The following is a 14,308-nucleotide window of genomic DNA, read 5'->3' on the forward strand; positions in this document are numbered from 1 at the left end:
TCCCGATCAAAAATTAGCTTTAAACTGTATCTATAAAACTCTTTTCGGTTTTATTAAAAACTAAAAGACCAATAAAAAATACTGCAATTGTGAATACCAAAGTATAAAGTAATCCGGGAATTGAGATTTTACCAACATCTAAAAGCATATAACGAGCAGTCTCAATGATATATGCTAAAGGATTATATTCAACAAGCCAGCCATATTTTGGTAATTTATCTTTTAGCAATTCCATTGGATACATTACTGCAGATAAATACATTAGTAACTGTATTCCAAAACCAACTAAATAACTAAAATCCCTATATTTTGTAACCATTGACGATATTAGCATTCCTAATCCTAACCCAAGAATTCCCATAATGATGATCAGAACAGGGAAAAATAAAACAAGACCATTTAAACTCAGGTCTGTTCCTATGAGGTAGTAATAACAATAGAAAGCTATAAAAATAAGAAATTGAATTCCGAATTTGATTAAATTAGAAATTACAACTGATAAAGGTGTTATAATTCTAGGGAAATAAACTTTCCCGAATATTCCCGCATTAGACTTGAAAGTATCAGAAGTTCCGTTAAGGCAGGCTGTAAAATAATTCCATACGGTAATCCCGGCTAAATTGAATAAAAAAGGAGGCACTGTACCCGTATTTATACCAGCAACATTATTAAAAATTATTGTAAAAGTTACCGAAGTGAACAAAGGCTGAATTAAGTACCAAAGTGGTCCTAAAACGGTTTGTTTATATACTGTAATTACATCACGTTTTACAAATAAGAAAAGTAAATCACGATATTGCCAAACCTCTTTAAGATTGAGTGAGAAAAATTTGTTTTTTGGTGTTATTTCAAAGAGCCAATCATTTGAAACATTATTATTTTTCATTTTATTTTGATTACAATTTGGAGTGCAATAATAGGCATTTAAAAATTATAAAAAAGTTTTTTTTAGTCCCTTAAAAATTATAATTAAAAAACGATTCAGCCCAATAAAATTAACAAGATTTTTACTTAACTACAAAAAGTATAAAAAGCAAAAAAGGCGTTTTATTAAAACACCTTTTTAAATATTTGATTTAGAATTTCTCGTATGTATTAAGCAAATTATTTGTCTAAAACTTCGAAAGCTGAATTCATACTTTTAAATTCCGGAACTATTTTTTTCATTTTAGATACAATGTCATCATTATCATAAAAATCAGCAATTCCAATAAGTTCATCGACTTCAGTATGCAGGTTTTCATATTCATCCTGTATCTCCTGTGCAATCATGATTTTATTATGATAAGTCGGTAAAGTCTTAGATGTATCGTTTAATAATTCTTCGTATAATTTTTCACCTGGTCGTAAACCAACAATTTTTATTTTTATTTCCTTATCAGGAATAAAACCTGCCAGTTTAATCATTTTCTTCGCCAAATCTATTATTTTGACTGGTTTTCCCATATCAAAAATATAAATTTCGCCTCCGTTACCCATTGCTCCGGCTTCTAAAACTAATTGACAAGCTTCCGGAATCGTCATAAAATATCGTATGATATCCTGATGTGTAATTGTTACTGGTCCACCTTCTGCAATTTGTTTGGTAAACAAAGGAACAACTGATCCATTTGATCCCAGAACATTTCCAAAACGAGTAGTAATAAATTTTGTCGCACCTTCTACATTTTCATTTTGGTTTTTCAAAAATAGAGATTGTACATATTTTTCAGCAATTCGTTTGCTGGCCCCCATCACATTGCTAGGATTAACAGCTTTATCTGTTGAAACCATCACAAACTTCTTCACAAAGTACTTACATGCTAAATCAGCTAAATTCTTAGTCCCTTTAATATTTGTTAATATTGCCTGTGAAGGATTTTCTTCCATCAATGGCACATGCTTATAAGCAGCAGCATGAAAAACAACATGTGGGCTATGAGTTTTAAAAACTTTTTCTAATGCTTTCTTACTTCTTACATCAGCAATTACAGCAATAATTTTTGTTTCAGAATTCATCCCCAAAGTTTCCAAACATAAATTATGAAGTGGAGTTTCAGCATGATCTAAAATAATTATTTTTTTAGGATTAAACCCAAGTACTTGTCTTACTATCTCGCTTCCTATTGATCCTGCTGCACCTGTGATAAGAATTGTTTTGTCTTTTAATTGCTTTGAAATTGATTTACTATCCAGAACTATAGGTTTTCTTTCTAATAAATCTTCAATCTGGATATTTTTTACCTTTTGAGAAATTTCTTTTTGATTTTCCCAGTCAGAAATCAAAGGAACTGTATAAACTCTATAATTGAATTCTAAACATTGATCAACAATAATTAACTGTTCCTCTTTAGTTAAACTTTTATCCGCTATAATTACACCTTCTGCAGCAACGGAACGCATTAAGGCCGGTAATTTTTTTCTTAAAATCAAAATTGGTAAATCCAACATTCTCTTAGATGCATTTTGATTATTCTTATCAACAAAACCAACTATTTTAAAACGAGAAGGGGTTTCAAACTTTAATGCGTTGGCTACCGAAATAGCATTGGCATCTGTTCCATAAATGACTGTTCTAATTAATTTAGTGCTTGTTTTCTCTGAAAAATATAATTCAAAAGTCTGTTTTACAATTACACGGTATAAAAACAATCCGCAAAAAGACAGAACTAAATTAATAAAGAGAGCGGTATTTAAAAAAGCTTTATGTCCTGCGTATAATTCGAAAACCAGATTAAAAAACAGAAAGAAGACCAAAACTGACATTTGAGAAAACAGCAGTTTGATAGCATCTATATAAGAGGAATGTCTAATAATTCCCGAATAAGTTCTAAACAACCAGAAGAAAAATATATTTACAAAAATTAAACTCCCAACAAAGTAGAAATGATGTGATGTAACAATGTATCCTAATGCTGTTCCTTCAAACAACATGTACGTAAATGTGAATGAAAAAACCAGCACCATTACATCTATAGCAATAATAATCCACCTGGGTAAATAACTCAGGTTATTAATATTTGCCCTTAAATTTCTCGGGGATAGGAAATTATGGAACAAAGTCCTTATTTTAGATTGCTCTTCTGTATTCAATTTGGGTTCTGTTTAATTTTGTAAACTTCGTATTACATACAAAAATACAAATTAAAGGTTTCAAAAAATTGTTTCTCTAACAGAAATTAAACTTTAACAACTTTTTTCTTTTGTTTTAAAAAATCAATTAAATAAGATCCGTATCCAGATTTCACTAAAGGCAATGCAAGTTCCTCTAACTGAGTATCATTTATAAAGCCCTGTCTCCATGCAATTTCTTCGATACAGCCTACTTTTAAGCCTTGTCTTTCTTCAAGAACCTGAACAAATTGTCCGGCTTGCATCAAACTATTAAAAGTTCCCGTGTCTAACCATGCCGTCCCTCTGCTCAAAATACCAACTTTTAAAGCTTCTCTTTCTAAATAGACTTTATTTACATCGGTAATTTCATATTCACCTCTGGCACTTGGCTTAATATTTTTAGCAATCTCTACGACTGAATTATCATAAAAATATAATCCCGGAACCGCATAACTGGACTTTGGTTCTTCTGGTTTTTCTTCGATAGAAATTGCCTTGTAATTCTCATCAAATTCAACCACTCCATAGCGCTCAGGGTCCGAAACATGATAGGCAAAAACTACACCTCCATTAGGTTTTGTATTTGATTTTAACAGTTCCTGCATATTAGAACCAAAAAATATATTATCACCAAGTATTAACGCTACGTCATCTTTACCGATAAATTCTTCTCCAATTACAAAAGCCTGAGCTAGTCCATTAGGAATCGCTTGTTCTGCATAACTAAATTTACACCCCAAACTAGAACCATCCCCTAATAATTTTTTAAAATTTGGTAAATCATGTGGAGTAGAAATAATTAATATTTCATTGATCCCAGACATCATCAACGTTGATAACGGATAATAAATCATCGGTTTATCATAAACAGGCATCATTTGCTTGCTCATTACTAATGTCAAAGGATGTAAACGCGTGCCTGAACCTCCGGCTAATATAATTCCTTTCATATATCTTTTATTTTACATTTTGGATTAGACTTTCTTTCAATGCTAAAACATTAAAATTAAATCATATTTAATCTATATAAACATTTTTTTTAAACTTTCTTTATAATTCGGGATATGCAAATTATAAATAGTTTTAATTTTTTTCTTATCTAACAATGAAAATTCTGGTCTTTTTGCAGGAGTTGGATATGAAGATGATGGAATTCCACCAACATTACAATTATAACCTCCAAATTCTTTTATGCTCAACGCAAACTCGTACCAACTTATTTCTCCTTCGTTTGAATAATTGTAAATACCCGGAACCCAGTTTGAAGATTCCAATATATCAATCACCGCCTGAGCCAAATCTGCAGCATAAGTTGGCGAACCAATTTGATCATTAACGACATTAATTGATTCTCTTTCCTGCATTAATCTTTGCATTGTCTTAACAAAATTATTGCCAAACTTACTATATACCCAAGAAGTTCTAATAATAATTGAATCAGGGCAATTATTTAAACATGCTATTTCACCAGCCAACTTACTTTCTCCATAAACATTTATGGGGTTGGTGGGTGCTTCTTCATTTAATGCAATAGCTGAAGATCCATCAAAAACATAATCTGTTGAAATATGGATTAATTTTACATTATTCTCCGAAGCATATTTTGCTATTAACTCAACAGCTAAATCATTAATTGTAAACGCTAATTCTTTTTCAGTTTCTGCTTTATCAACTGCTGTATAGGCACCACAATTTAAAATTATATTGGGTTGAATATTTTCTAATTGTGTATTCAAAAGATCAAGGTTATCTAATGTAACCATCGTTCTGTCTGCAAAAATCCACTGATAATTTGGATAATTAATGGATAAAACATTGAGTTCAGATCCTAATTGCCCATTTGCTCCTGTTACAAGAATTTTTTTCATTAAAATAAGCTATTACAATTTTCTATAAAAGGAAGTATCTGGTCTTTTTCAGAAACTATTGCATCTTCTAAATTCATACCCCAATCGATATTAAGGGATGGATCATCGTATTTAATTCCGCCTTCAGAGGCTTTATTATAAAACTGATCGCATTTATACATTACGGAAGCTGTTTCGCTAATCACTGAAAAACCGTGTGCAAATCCTTGAGGAACTAATAATTGTTTTTTATTTTCTGCTGATAATAAAACACTAAAAGCTTTTCCGTAAGTAGGAGAATCTTTTCTTAGATCTACTGCAACATCAATTATTTCACCTTCTAAAACACGAACCAATTTTGTTTGTGCAAAAGGTGGATTTTGATAATGCAAACCTCTTAAAGTACCTTTTTTTGAAAAGGACTGATTATCCTGAACAAATTCAATATTAATTCCTAAATCTTCAAATTTAGTTTTATTGTAAGATTCAAAAAAATAACCTCTTTCATCGCCAAAAACGGTTGGTTCTACAACCACTAAATCTTTTATAAATGTTTCTTCAATTTTCATATTAAAAATGTAATTCTCGTTTGTATTTACTAATTAAAAAAAGTTTTAATAACTTCTTCAATTCTAATTTTATCTTCTTTTGTTAAATTTGATCCGGAAGGCAAACAAAGGCCTTTTGAAAATAAGTCCTCAGCAATTTTATTACCGTAATAAGAATATGACATGAAAATTGGCTGTAGGTGCATTGGTTTCCAAAGTGGTCGAGTTTCAATGTTTGCTTTTTCAAAAGCCAGTCGCAAAGTTTCGCTATTTATATTTTTTTCCAAAATTGGCTCAACCAAAATTGCATTTAACCAATAGTTTGAAAAATAATCTTCATGTAATACTTCAAAAAGAGTTACATTTTTAATACTATCAAAAAGATCCTTATAAAAAAAATGTGTTGCTCTTCTTGCTGAAATATTATTTTCAAGTACTTTAATTTGGCCCAGTCCAATACCTGCACAAACATTGCTCATTCTATAATTATAACCAACTTCACTATGCTGATAATGCACGGCAACATCTTTTGACTGAGTTGCGTAAAAAATAGCTTTTTCTTTTGATTCTTGTGAATTTGAAATTAATGCACCTCCACTTGAAGTTGTAATAATTTTATTTCCATTAAATGAAAGAATTCCAAAAGTCCCAAACGTTCCACATTTTTTACCTTTATAAGAGCTCCCAAGTGCTTCCGCACTATCTTCAATTATCGGAATGTTATATCGGTCTGCAATTGTATGTATTTCTTCAACTTTATACGGATTTCCATATAAATGAACAGTAATTATTGCTTTGGGTTTCTTTCCTTTTTTGATTCTATCTTTTATAGCAATTTCAAGAAATTCTGGGCTAATATTCCAAGTATCAGGTTCACTATCGACAAAAACAGGACTTGCTCCCTGATATAAAATAGGATTGGCTGATGCCGAAAACGTCAAAGTCTGACACATAACCTCATCTTCAGCTTTTACTCCTAATAAAATTAAAGCCAAATGTATGGCCGAAGTTCCAGAGTTAAGAGCTGTAATGAATGATTCATCGGGGAAATATTTTTGTAATTTACTTTCAAAATCATCAACATTTGGCCCACCAGAAGTAAGCCAGTTTGTTTCTAGTGCCTTTTGAATATATTCTTGTTCAAAACCACTTTGTTGTGAAAGGGATAAATAAATTCGTTTGTTATCCATTTATTTTCCAATAATCTGAATCATAACGAACATCATCATCGCTGACATTTTCTAATGGCAAAGTTGAAAAGGAAATTAATTTTGAGTTTGTTTGAAGCGATTCGATTGCATTTGCATAACCAGCCGGTATATGAACAATTTTACTTTCTGAATCAGAAACAAATATTGTTTCAATAATTAAATCTTTTGAAGGATTGTCCCAATTATCAATTTTTACAAAATGAATTTTAAAAGATCCGTTTAAGCAATAGAAATTCTTTGCATCTAACTTATGCCCTTGCCAGGCTCGAATTGGATTTTCATCTGAATTACTAATAATGTAAAACCTCTCGATATCTTTAAAACTAAAATCATTTACAAATGAAATAGTTCCGCGATGATCTGAAAAATTTCCGCCCTGAATTATTTTAGGAATCATATATTAACTTTCAAATTATTTTTATTCAATAAATAAAATTTTAAAGTATATAATAAAAGCAAAGGCGTAATTATAAATACAAATAAAATTAAGTCTTGTACTTTTTGATAAAAATAGATAACCAAAACAGAAATTACTATTTGTGCCAGTGCATAATATAGTGAAACCAACCTATGCTGAATTTTATATTCGTTACTTAATACCTGATAAAGATGTAAACGATGAGCTTCAAAAATATTTTGTTTTAAATATATTCGATGTAATATGGTACAAATAGCATCAACCCCATAAATAGCTAAAAATAAAAGCCAGATAACCGAATTTGTTATCAGAATTAGTTTTAATACCAAATAAATTATCCAAAAAGCGATTGCTATACTACCTACATCACCAGCAAAACATTTAGCTTTTTTTCTGTAATTAAAGAACAAAAAAACTAAGCTTGCAATCATTGCATATTTTATAAAACTACCATCAGTAAAAAGCTGGATCTTTGTATTTACATATAATAATGAACCCATTACAACCAAAGTATATAAACCAGTAATACCATTAATTCCATCCATGAAATTGTAGGCATTGATTAGTCCGATAGCTAAAACATAAGCTATTATTACTCCCCATACAGGAACGAGATTAAACAATTCCAAGTCATAAAAAATTAAGGTTATCGAAATAAAATGAACTGAAATTCGAATTTTATTTGAAAGGTTTTGAATATCATCCCAAAAACTCACTAAACTTACCAATGTAATTCCGGTAAAGAAAAAGTAGTTAGTCTGAAAATGCTGGACGAAATAAAGTAAAGCAGAGAACCAAAAAATAATTCCTCCACCTCTTAAGGTAATTTCGCTATGTGAGCTTCTTTGATTGGGTTTATCAATGATGTTAAACTTATCTGCTACTTTGAAGTATAACAGCATTATGATCATTAATATAAGTCCTATTATTGTGTATTCCATTATTTGGTTATGAAACTTTTGATTGTTTTTTCGAGTCCTTGTCGTGCTGTGTTTGGTAGTTTCTCAATTCCTATAGCAAACTTTATTTTTTCATTTGAAACCCTATAGTTTTCTGTTAACTTTTGTATTGTTTCAGAATTTAAAGGGAATTTTATCAAATCACCGAATTTAGCAATAAGATTTATTAGCGTTTTAGGTATTGCTATCGATAAATTCTTTTTATTGGCAGTATAGGAAATTATTTCAATTAGCTTATTTGTTGATAATACTTCATCATCTGCAAAATTATAGATTCCAGAAGGAATTTCTTTTTTTTGCAAAATTTCCTTAACCAAATAATTTAGATTATCTATTCCTAAAAACGATCTTTCATTATAAAAAGCTGCTAATGGATAAGGTATTCTTTTATTGACCACACTATAAAGTAAATTTAAATTTCCTTTATTTCCGGGACCATGAATCATGCATGGTCTAATAATAAAAACTCTTTTTCCTTCGGGAATTTCTTTTGATAAAATGTATTCTTCAGCTTTTAATTTTGATTGCCCGTATGGAGTTTGAGGATTCGGATTTATATCTTCATACAATATCTCTGACACTTCATCTGCAACTGCCTTAACACTACTGAAATAAATAAAATCTTTAATATCACGTTTTAAAAATTCATTAAATAATTCTTTCGTTAGATTAGTGTTAACTTCAAAATATTCAGATGCCTGACTAGTGTTTTTTGTATCGTGTGCCTTTCCCGCTAAATGAATAATTGCATCTCCAGTCAGATTATTTTTCCAATTTAAATTTCGCAAAGAAATTTCTTCAATCAAAAAAAAATTAATTGACAAATAATCACAAAGATTTTTACCCACGAAGCCAGATGCACCTGTTAATACGATTTTCATTTACCCACTTTATTACTTACTAGATGCCAAATTTTGTATTTCTAAAAAATACATTTAAATTATTTTTTTTTCAAATTTAAATATATTGACAAGTTTCAATTGTTCTTCAACAAAAAAGGAACGAGAATATCTCTGGCGATTTTTAAAACAATTTAGAGATAGTTTATTAAGAATTTCCCTGTTCGCATTTAGATACTTCAATTTCTCCATAATTTTATTTACATCTTTCGATTTTGAAATTGACTTAACCAAATATCCATTAAAACCATTTTCAATAACATCGGAATTCCCCCTTTCATCTAGTGTTATTACAGGTATACCCATAGACAAAGCTTCAACTATACAAACGGGTAATCCTTCTTTTTTACTTGGAAACAAAAAGACATCAGTAACAGCCAAATACTTTTCAACCTCTGAAGTATAACCTATATTAATTATTTTTTCATTTCTAAATAAATCAATTTCTTCCTGTTCTGTAAGTCCTGTAGAATGTATAGGATCTTTACCCCCTATCAAAAGTAAAACAAATTTATCAGGAAATTTATCTATCAATTTTATAAAGCTATGATAAACTAAATCAAAACCTTTGAATTCAACGAACCTTCCAGTATAGGTAATAATAAACTTATCATTAAGATTCAGTTGATGTTTTAAATTTAACTTATCCACATCGGAAAATCTATTTACATTAAACTTATTTATATCACAACCGACCCCAAAAGAATTATACTTGAATGTATTTTTTTCAATTATTTTCCTTACCAATTCATAATCTTTATTATTAATTAGAAACCTCTTATCTAACCTAAAAAAACAAAACAATTCAACAATGGAAAACATTATTTTTCTAACCCCACTACTAGCATTCATCCCTAGCCCATGAAAAGCCCCCCAATATTCAATATTTTTTTCTCTAAATAAAACGGCAGGAAAAATTCCAGTCGTAAAATGTGCATAAACTAAATTTGGTTTTATAATTGCTATTAACTTTCTGATTTCGGAACCGCTTTTGATTAACTTTTTTACAGATGTGGATCTTGGTATCTCTACTTTATGAAAAATTAAGTTATATTTAGTGTAATCAAATTTATCTACGATTTTAATTACATTCGATGTTGAACATAACACATGAACTTCATTATCGTAGCTCAAATTTACTGCAAGTTCCGCTAAGAAATTATTAAAACTGCCGTAGTCTGTTATTATTAGTAGTAAGCGCATTAATTCTATTTTAATTATAAATGTGAGGGCATTTACCGACAACACCTTTAAGTCCATCAATAAATCCAGAAATACTGTATTTAAAATATTTAACCCTTTCCTTTGATAAAATAAAAAAGACAAGAAATCTCATTGAGTTGAAGGTTATTTCACGAATTTTATACCCTAATGAAATTTTTGAGTCCTTAATCATATATATACTGTTTCTATATAGATAATATCTTCTCAAAGGACTATGAACAGAAATGCTTCTTCCTAATAGTGAAACCCTATTGTCTCCTATGGTATGTTTCATTTTTGAAGATGGCGATGAGAATAAAGAATAACCTTTTGATTTTGCTCTAAATGACCATTCTACATCTATATAATCAATAAATAAATCTTCATTCATGTATCCTACTTTTTTAATTATATCTATCGAAATTAAACATCCGGAAGCAATTAGAAAACTTGCTTCAATTGGTTTATCATTGGGAATAATTCTTTCAATAAAAGGTCCAAAATACTTAGAGATGGGATATGTTTCACCACTTTTCTCATTATAGTAAATAGGACCAACTGCTCCAACTTTGACACCTTCCTTTTTAAGTTCACTTTCAGAGTTTAAAAGTCCTTCTACAAAACCCGAATCAAGTATCGAATCCTGATCAAATAATAGTACATGTGTTGCACCTAGCCCTATAGCTAATTTAATACCTTTATTTTGAGCTTTCCCTAAACCTTCATTTACAAAATTATAGGTAACATTAATTTCTACATCATTCGAGCAAAACAATCTTATTGCTTCCTTTATTTCCTCAATATTTGTTGAATTATTATCTACAATAGTTATATAATTTACCTGTGTTGAAAGTGAAGCCAATTGCCTTGAGAATATTGTGAAGTCGGGATTATATGTAACTATTATAGCACATATGAAAAAATCTTTTGCAAGATAATTAAGATTTGGTTGGGACATAATGTTTATTTTTATTATCGAAAATCTCTACATAGACAAATGCTAAAAATAACATTGAAAATATTGAAAAAAGTACTGGATTTGAAAAAGCTACAACGAAGTAAATAATTAGTGCGCCTTTTAAATAAATATCGGAGCTGAAACGACTCAAAAGTGGCATAAAGTAAAGTAAGCAAAAACTAAGAAATGCAAAAATGCCGTATTTTCTAATAAATTCAAGTTGACTAATTTCTATATTATCAACCACAGCGTAAGTACCTTTAGTAAAAAACACAGATCCAGGTCCTTGTCCAAATAAAAATGCTAAGGGATTATCTGCAAAAATCGCAGATATAGAAATCCAATGGCCATTCCTTATCTCCACTGCATCACTTTCGCCATTAAAAGCACTAAAAAGTTCTTTACCGAATGCTAAATTTTGCAAAATTAAAAACCCAATTACAAAAAAAAATGGCAAATAAGCTATTCTAATCCATGATTTTCTGACAAAAGTGAATAGAGCCCAAAATATTAGAACCATAAAGCCAAATCTAGAGGGCGCCAGAATCAAGCCTATCAATATTAAAATATAAATAAAAAAATTTTTATTTCGTAATGATAAACATCCACATATGATAACACTTAATGTGCCTTGAAAATAAACATTGGGAAGAATATCTCCACTTAAAAAACTTTTATTTCCAAAAAAACCATCTGAATGATTCATTATATAATCATTAGCCGCAAGTATTATACCAACGTCCATAAGTCTTCCAAAAAAGAGAAAAATAACAAATGTTGAAAAAATACCACCTGCAATTACAAAACATTTATCTGATAGTTGACTTCCTTTAGCGTAAAAGTAAAAAAAGGGAAGAAGCATAAATGACATTACCCAATTAATAATCTGGTAAACAGGCACTGAATTAAAAAGAGAAATTAATACTCCAGGAATTAAAAACGTCCCAAAAATCATAAAAATATAAATAAAATTTTTATTAAATGATTGGTATTTATAAATTCCATATAATCCAAAAACAATGATAATCATAAAAGATATATTTCTCAGACGTAAGCCTCCACCTGAATCTAACATAAGGATGGTCAGGCAAATCACATTTAAAATAGTCTTATATTTTGGAATTATATCTTCTTTCATTTACATTATTTATCTAATTAATAAGTTATTCCATTTAGAAATCATTTGTTACCATCAAACAAATTATTTGTCACAACTAACTCACCAAAAATCTATAAACCAACATATAAATAATACTTGAATCTTCTAATTCAATAAAATTTTTAACCACATTCTTCTTATCCATGTTAAGTTCTGCTGCATAACAATCACTAAATTTCTTAATTTGAAGAATATTAGGTTTTAAATATTTTTTGCTTTTAATTTTACCTACAAATAATTTAATCCTAATTATAACTGAAATATTTTCCTTCTTAGTAACACTATTATTGTGACTGCGATAATCTATTAATTGCTCATCAATATGTATAACATTACCAAATCCATATGCTATTAAAGCAATCAAATGGTCATGCATGATAATATCATTCATATCACATTTTAAGATCTCATCCCTAGTTTTTCTATTAATCAAACACGTACAACCTGTCACTATATTTGAAATCATAAGTTTTTTAAAACTAAATTTCTTAGGGTTGAATTTATGTAATTTCCAAAACGAATCTATTATTACGTTATCATATTGATCAATTAGACGTAAATCATGAAAAACTAATAGTGGTTGTTCCTTTTTATAAAATGGCGAACTAACAACCTTATCCATTTGAATTTCAATTTTATTTTCAAGCCAAATATCATCTTGATCACATAAAACTATATATTCGTTTTCTGCTAGTGACAATGCATATTGAAATGATAAATTAGGTCCTAGATTTTTTTCATTAAAAAAAAGTTTTATTTTCTTACATTCTTCTTTGTATTTATTTAAAATTTCTCTTGTAGAATCTGTAGAGCAATCATCTATTATAATAATTTCATCCACGGCATAACTTTGAAAGAGTATAGAATCCAGTTGCTTATTTAAGAACTTACTTCCGTTATAAGTACATAAAACAACAGTTATTTTATTATTTTCGTGCTTGGACATATATCTTTATTAAAACCTTCTTAAATTAAATCTTAAAAATTTATTATATTACAATTTTTCCCTTTTTCCCATGAGAAATACCTTTAAAAATCGATTTAATTTTGTTTATCTTGTCCTTTTCTCCAAGTAACACCTTAATAAATCTTAAAAATATATAATTTCTTACTAAGTTAATTTTATATTTTTTTTTATAAAGAGTAGGATATTTTTTCCATAAAATAATATGATTTCTTACAAGATAGTAAGTACGGAACGAAGAATAATTTAGTGAAGTTGTTAAACCAAAAATAATTTTTAATGGATAACCTAATTCATGAATAAGTTCAATAGATGGAAAAACCATTGTCTTTAGTCCAAAATCATTTTTGATTCTATAACAAAATTCCTGATCAACAGTGTCAATAAACAAATCATTATTAAATCCACCTGCTAAATCAAAAACATTCAAAGGAAAAATAGATCCTGAAGTAATAGCATCAGACTCATCAAATGGTGCAATTGTATTATCAAAAAGTAATTTGCCCCGATTATTAAAATTTGGTGCAAACACCCCTACATTATTTCCTTTAAAATTATCTATCAAGTCAATAAATTTATTCAAATGATGTTCTTTAAAATAACTATCCTGATCTAAAGTCAAAACATGTGTAAAATCGCCATTCTTTAAAAACTCTATTCCTGAATTTATAGCCTTGCCTATTCCCACATTTTTACCATCTCCAATTACTACTATTTCTTTGTTAAATTGACTAAATAACAATAATTCTTCCTCTAAAAGTGAATTTTGATACAAAACTATAGTATCCAAATTTTTAATTAATTTCTCCAGATTAAAAATCAAAGATTTGACATTTGGATTATAAACAATAACAATTGCAGCTAATTTCACTAATTAATTTGTTAAAATTTAGTTCTATAGTAATTTTAATATTTTAGCAGGATTACCACCCACAACAGAATTAGGAGGAATTGATTTAGTCACAACGGAATTAGCACCAATAATAGTATTTTCTCCAATTATAACATTAGGTAAAATTACTACTCCTTCACCAATCCATACATTACTT

The 14,308-nt window shown here is 29.0% G+C and carries 15 protein-coding genes; all 15 read right to left on the reverse strand.

All coding sequences use genetic code 11. The features are described from left to right. Positions 1–19 precede the first annotated feature (19 nt). The 15 genes from AC4FQ3_RS14800 to AC4FQ3_RS14870 all read right to left on the reverse strand — a co-directional run bounded on the left by AC4FQ3_RS14800 (position 20) and on the right by AC4FQ3_RS14870 (position 14,295). The gene (locus AC4FQ3_RS14800; RefSeq protein WP_073395918.1) at positions 20–886 is read right to left on the reverse strand and encodes an ABC transporter permease; all 867 of its coding nucleotides are present in this window, start codon (positions 884–886) and stop codon (positions 20–22) included. Between the two features lie 218 nt (positions 887–1,104). Further along, complete coding sequence (locus AC4FQ3_RS14805; RefSeq protein ID WP_491182336.1) at positions 1,105–3,072, reverse strand: polysaccharide biosynthesis protein; 1,968 nt, start codon at positions 3,070–3,072, stop codon at positions 1,105–1,107. A gap of 86 nt (positions 3,073–3,158) precedes the next feature. Further along, entirely contained in the window at positions 3,159–4,043 is an 885-nt protein-coding gene (gene rfbA, locus AC4FQ3_RS14810) for a glucose-1-phosphate thymidylyltransferase RfbA (RefSeq protein ID WP_491182337.1), read from the reverse strand. Positions 4,044–4,115: 72 nt separating this feature from the next. Beyond that, the gene (gene rfbD / locus AC4FQ3_RS14815; RefSeq protein WP_491182338.1) at positions 4,116–4,961 is read right to left on the reverse strand and encodes a dTDP-4-dehydrorhamnose reductase; all 846 of its coding nucleotides are present in this window, start codon (positions 4,959–4,961) and stop codon (positions 4,116–4,118) included. Further along, positions 4,961–5,509 carry a dTDP-4-dehydrorhamnose 3,5-epimerase gene (gene rfbC, locus AC4FQ3_RS14820; RefSeq protein WP_491182339.1) on the reverse strand — a complete coding sequence of 183 codons (549 nt, stop codon included), beginning with the start codon at positions 5,507–5,509 and terminating at the stop codon, positions 4,961–4,963. Before rfbC ends, rfbD begins: the two co-directional genes overlap by 1 nt. Positions 5,510–5,538: 29 nt before the next feature. Next, on the reverse strand, positions 5,539–6,678 hold the full coding sequence (locus tag AC4FQ3_RS14825; protein WP_491182340.1) for a DegT/DnrJ/EryC1/StrS family aminotransferase: 1,140 nt from the start codon (positions 6,676–6,678) through the stop codon (positions 5,539–5,541). After that, complete coding sequence (locus tag AC4FQ3_RS14830; protein WP_491182341.1) at positions 6,671–7,096, reverse strand: WxcM-like domain-containing protein; 426 nt, start codon at positions 7,094–7,096, stop codon at positions 6,671–6,673. The genes AC4FQ3_RS14825 and AC4FQ3_RS14830 overlap by 8 nt, the downstream gene beginning before the upstream one ends. After that, positions 7,093–8,058, reverse strand: a complete 966-nt coding sequence (locus AC4FQ3_RS14835) for an MraY family glycosyltransferase (protein WP_491182342.1) — start codon at positions 8,056–8,058, stop codon at positions 7,093–7,095. Before AC4FQ3_RS14835 ends, AC4FQ3_RS14830 begins: the two co-directional genes overlap by 4 nt. Then, positions 8,058–8,957 carry an NAD-dependent epimerase/dehydratase family protein gene (locus tag AC4FQ3_RS14840; RefSeq protein WP_491182343.1) on the reverse strand — a complete coding sequence of 300 codons (900 nt, stop codon included), beginning with the start codon at positions 8,955–8,957 and terminating at the stop codon, positions 8,058–8,060. The genes AC4FQ3_RS14835 and AC4FQ3_RS14840 overlap by 1 nt, the downstream gene beginning before the upstream one ends. Before the next feature lie 54 nt (positions 8,958–9,011). Next, a complete protein-coding gene (locus tag AC4FQ3_RS14845) occupies positions 9,012–10,178 on the reverse strand; it encodes a glycosyltransferase (RefSeq protein ID WP_491182344.1) in 1,167 nt (388 codons plus the stop codon). A 10-nt stretch (positions 10,179–10,188) separates the two neighbouring features. After that, on the reverse strand, positions 10,189–11,136 hold the full coding sequence (locus AC4FQ3_RS14850) for a rhamnosyltransferase (RefSeq protein ID WP_491182345.1): 948 nt from the start codon (positions 11,134–11,136) through the stop codon (positions 10,189–10,191). Next, the gene (locus AC4FQ3_RS14855) at positions 11,117–12,274 is read right to left on the reverse strand and encodes a hypothetical protein (RefSeq protein WP_491182346.1); all 1,158 of its coding nucleotides are present in this window, start codon (positions 12,272–12,274) and stop codon (positions 11,117–11,119) included. The genes AC4FQ3_RS14850 and AC4FQ3_RS14855 overlap by 20 nt, the downstream gene beginning before the upstream one ends. Before the next feature lie 76 nt (positions 12,275–12,350). Continuing rightward, positions 12,351–13,241 (reverse strand): glycosyltransferase family 2 protein, encoded by an 891-nt coding sequence (locus tag AC4FQ3_RS14860; protein WP_491182347.1) that lies wholly within the window; start codon positions 13,239–13,241, stop codon positions 12,351–12,353. A 43-nt stretch (positions 13,242–13,284) separates the two neighbouring features. Further along, positions 13,285–14,130 (reverse strand): glycosyltransferase, encoded by an 846-nt coding sequence (locus AC4FQ3_RS14865; protein ID WP_491182348.1) that lies wholly within the window; start codon positions 14,128–14,130, stop codon positions 13,285–13,287. A 24-nt stretch (positions 14,131–14,154) separates the two neighbouring features. Then, a complete protein-coding gene (locus AC4FQ3_RS14870; RefSeq protein WP_491182350.1) occupies positions 14,155–14,295 on the reverse strand; it encodes a hypothetical protein in 141 nt (46 codons plus the stop codon). Positions 14,296–14,308: the final 13 nt, after the last annotated feature.

It is taken from the genome of Flavobacterium sp. AK-345, assembly GCF_058310175.1.

Excerpts from the sequence above, each read along its gene's own strand:
- AC4FQ3_RS14800 (WP_073395918.1), bottom strand. The coding sequence starts at position 886 with ATGAAAAATAATAATGTTTCAAATGATTGGCTCTTTGAAATAACACCA.
- rfbA (WP_491182337.1), bottom strand. The coding sequence starts at position 4,043 with ATGAAAGGAATTATATTAGCCGGAGGTTCAGGCACGCGTTTACATCCT.
- rfbD (WP_491182338.1), bottom strand. The coding sequence starts at position 4,961 with ATGAAAAAAATTCTTGTAACAGGAGCAAATGGGCAATTAGGATCTGAA.
- rfbC (WP_491182339.1), bottom strand. The coding sequence starts at position 5,509 with ATGAAAATTGAAGAAACATTTATAAAAGATTTAGTGGTTGTAGAACCA.
- AC4FQ3_RS14825 (WP_491182340.1), bottom strand. The coding sequence starts at position 6,678 with ATGGATAACAAACGAATTTATTTATCCCTTTCACAACAAAGTGGTTTT.
- AC4FQ3_RS14830 (WP_491182341.1), bottom strand. The coding sequence starts at position 7,096 with ATGATTCCTAAAATAATTCAGGGCGGAAATTTTTCAGATCATCGCGGA.
- AC4FQ3_RS14835 (WP_491182342.1), bottom strand. The coding sequence starts at position 8,058 with ATGGAATACACAATAATAGGACTTATATTAATGATCATAATGCTGTTA.
- AC4FQ3_RS14840 (WP_491182343.1), bottom strand. The coding sequence starts at position 8,957 with ATGAAAATCGTATTAACAGGTGCATCTGGCTTCGTGGGTAAAAATCTT.
- AC4FQ3_RS14845 (WP_491182344.1), bottom strand. The coding sequence starts at position 10,178 with ATGCGCTTACTACTAATAATAACAGACTACGGCAGTTTTAATAATTTC.
- AC4FQ3_RS14850 (WP_491182345.1), bottom strand. The coding sequence starts at position 11,136 with ATGTCCCAACCAAATCTTAATTATCTTGCAAAAGATTTTTTCATATGT.
- AC4FQ3_RS14855 (WP_491182346.1), bottom strand. The coding sequence starts at position 12,274 with ATGAAAGAAGATATAATTCCAAAATATAAGACTATTTTAAATGTGATT.
- AC4FQ3_RS14860 (WP_491182347.1), bottom strand. The coding sequence starts at position 13,241 with ATGTCCAAGCACGAAAATAATAAAATAACTGTTGTTTTATGTACTTAT.